We start from the raw sequence: 926 nt of genomic DNA, 5'->3' as shown, positions 1-926 counted from the left end.
TTCCATAACATCGCAGCTTCTTGCTTCATGGCGTATTATGCCGCAGGTTGCGCATCTTTAGAATCCCTTGACGCGCCTGATCTAACAAGCTTTAAAAACCTTAATGATTGTTCTTCTTTCATGTATCATTATTCTGCCGACAACAGAAATCTATTAACCCTCGGCGTGCCAGACACATCGAACATAACCGCAGTCGGCTCAGCCTTTATGAAGAGTTATGCATCTGGGTGTTCTTCCCTAACATCGCTCGAAGCTCCAAACCTAGCAAACACTGTTGTTAATGGTAACTCATTCCTCGAAAGCTATGCGAACGGTTGCTATAACCTACAAACTCTCGGCGCTCCTTCCTTCGCCGCTGTAACCGGCAATACTAATTGTTTCTTAAGAAATTATGCATCTGGCTGCGCAAATCTTACCGAGCTGGGCATATCAGACACGCAAATTAATGAGGTCGATCCTTATTTCATGGAAAACTATGCGTATAATTGCACTAATTTGCAAACGCTCGGTCTTCCAAACATCGCGAAAAATGCATGTCTAAATAACTATAACGAATCTGTTCCGTTTAATAACGAAACTGTTCCGTTTAATAACTATGCTTTTGGTTGCAATAACCTAACTCTATTAAAAACCAAATCTCATTATAAATTCTTCACGGATAACAGCATATCATTCGGCGTTCATCCCGACAGGCTAGGCTATCTTCAAATCGAAGTTCCTAATAAATTCAAAGCCGGCTGGGACGCGCTAACCGTATTCAACGCTTTCGACAACAGCTTCTATGTGCCTGGTTATTGGCAATCAACATTGATCGGCAGCGACCCTGATGATCTAAACGACTGGGAAGACACATGGGTAGACGGCTATACAAACGACGGCACAAACGTCCCTGTATGGATCGACGGCCATTATGGAAAAGTATATAT

The 926-nt window shown here is 42.8% G+C and carries 1 protein-coding gene; it reads left to right on the top strand.

All coding sequences use genetic code 11. The annotated features are described in order from the left end of the window. Positions 1-27: 27 nt before the first annotated feature. The coding region (locus ACYVTD_RS14160) for a hypothetical protein (RefSeq protein WP_461248366.1) at positions 28-926 on the top strand (899 nt) is incomplete at its 3' end.

Source organism: Treponema sp. R6D11, from assembly GCF_054786075.1.
The sequence above is the reverse complement of the archived record's forward strand: the minus strand, read 5'-3'. Positions and strand labels throughout refer to the sequence as shown.